We start from the raw sequence: 2348 nt of genomic DNA, 5'->3' as shown, positions 1-2348 counted from the left end.
GAATAATAATCAGGATTATATATGATTACAAAAAGTGCATTAGCACATTTAGCTAAAAGTGCAGACAGTTACGCCTATGATAATGAAACATTACACATTCGTTTTCGTACTGCGAAAGACGAATTAGAGAAAGTCGTGTTATGGATAGGTGATCCGTATCACTGGGCGGAAGGAGGCCTGGACGGTGGTAATCTAGGAGGCAGTGACGCGCATGGCTGGATTGGCGGAAATGAGATTTCGATGACTTTAGAAGGTCAGTCGGAATACCATGATCATTGGTTTGCTGAATTTAAACCGCCAAAACGCCGTAGTCGTTATGGCTTTATTTTGTACGGTAAAGAAAATGAAAAACTATTATTTGGAGAGAAACGCTGCGTCGATATTAAAGACCCAAAAACTGCTGAAAGTGAGCTTAGTAATCTGAGTAACTTTTTCTGTTTTCCTTATATTAATCCTAAAGATGTTCTCAAAACCCCAGGTTGGGTAAAAGAAACAATTTGGTATCAGATTTTTCCGGAACGCTTTTTTAACGGGCGACCTGATCTATCGCCAAAAAATGTTCAACCTTGGGGCAGCAAGCCAACGGTAGACAACTTTATGGGAGGGGATTTATGGGGAGTGATAAAAAAACTAGATTATCTCCAAAATCTTGGTATTAACGGTTTATATTTTTGCCCTATATTTACAGCCAATGCCAATCACAAATATGATACAGTCGACTATTTTAATGTCGATCCTCATTTTGGAGGTAATGAGGCGTTTCATGCCTTAGTCAAAGAAGCTCATCGTCGTGGTATGAAAGTAATGCTGGATGCGGTATTTAACCATGTCGGAGATCGTTCTCCTTTATGGTTAGATGTGGTAAAGAATGGGGAAAATTCTCGTTATGCTGATTGGTTCTGGATAAACAGTTTTCCTGTTTATCCAGATAGACCTAAAAGTGAGTGGGATTTCTGGAACTTTAATTATGAAACATTCGGCAATGTAATAGAAATGCCGAAGCTTAATACCGAAAACGAAGAGTGTCGCCAGTATCTTCTCGAGGTTGCCCGATACTGGGTAGAAGAGTTTGATATTGATGGGTGGCGTTTGGATGTTGCTAACGAAGTCGATCACGAGTTTTGGCGAGATTTTCGCCGAGTTGTTAAAGGGATTAAACCTGATTGTTATATATTGGGAGAAATCTGGCACGAGGGAATGGCTTGGTTACGTGGTGATCAGTACGATTCTCTGATGAACTATCCATTAACACAAGCGATTACCGATTACTTTGCTCTTCACGATTACGACAAAGAAACATTCATGAGCGCAGTTACTCGCTCGTACCTCATGTATCCAAAAAATGTAAACGAAGCGATGTTTAATTTGCTCGAAAGCCATGATACAACACGTTTACTTAGTCTGTGTAACGGAGATAAGCGCAAAGCTCGTCTAGCCTATCTATTTATGTTTACTCAAGTTGGTTCCCCATGTATTTACTATGGCGGTGAAATCGGTATGGATGGACGCAGAGGGATGGGAAAGGAAAATAATCGTAAGTGTATGATCTGGGATGAAAATGAACAAGATTTAGACTTTAAATCCTTTATCCATAAATTAATTGTGATGAGAAAATCCCACCCCGAATGGAATGTTCCAGAAATTCATTGGTACCATCTAGAACAGCCGAATGTCATTGCCTACTCTAGAGGTAATACGGATATATTAATAAATAATTCAGAACAAGTCGTGACTGTGGAGTTTAAGGGTAATGAACTACAACTATCAGAGTACGGGTTTTATATTTCTGGAATGAAGGATAACGATATTTTTTAGTTACAGAAGTGTGCTACAGCGCACCTTTTGGTGCGCTATTATTAAAATAATCATGCACAAATAGTCGATTAGGAGTGGTATCCTTACTAGTATAAATGGCGTAAAAACTTTAGAGGGTGTAACGTGACAGAACTGGTTACAAAACTGATGGACTTTGGTTTTACTAAAACCGATGCTCTTGTTTATATTAATTTGTTAAAGAATGGTCGAGCGAGTGGATATAAGATAGCGAAAGATATTTCTCTTTCACGTTCATCTGTTTATTCTTCTATTGATAACCTATACAGCAATGGCTGTATTTTTATGCTGGACGGTGAGACAAAAGAGTATGAAGCCAAGTCTCCTGATCTGATATTGAGTCAGATTGAAAAGAAAACGATAGAAAATATTCACATTCTGAAGAAAGAACTCTCGCGAATGATGCTTCATGAAGAAAAAGAGTTTATTTATAATATTTCTGGATATGAAAATCTGCTTCAAAAAGCAAAAGAAGTGTTAAGTCAGGCTCAGGTCGAAGTATATTTGAAAACGGA

The 2348-nt window shown here is 38.3% G+C and carries 2 protein-coding genes; both read left to right on the top strand.

Annotated features, from left to right (window positions below):
• The first annotated feature begins 21 nt into the window (after positions 1-21).
• Positions 22-1815, top strand: a complete 1794-nt coding sequence (locus BZG84_RS16085; protein WP_077678496.1) for a glycoside hydrolase family 13 protein — start codon at positions 22-24, stop codon at positions 1813-1815.
• A gap of 123 nt (positions 1816-1938) precedes the next feature.
• The coding region (locus tag BZG84_RS16080; protein WP_274533692.1) for a helix-turn-helix domain-containing protein at positions 1939-2348 on the top strand (410 nt) is incomplete at its 3' end.

The sequence above is a fragment of the Salinivibrio sp. PR932 genome, assembly GCF_001996125.1.
Classification (GTDB): Bacteria; Pseudomonadota; Gammaproteobacteria; order Enterobacterales; family Vibrionaceae; genus Salinivibrio; species Salinivibrio proteolyticus.
Note: the sequence above shows the minus strand (reverse complement) of the source record. Positions and strands in the feature narration are given on the sequence as shown.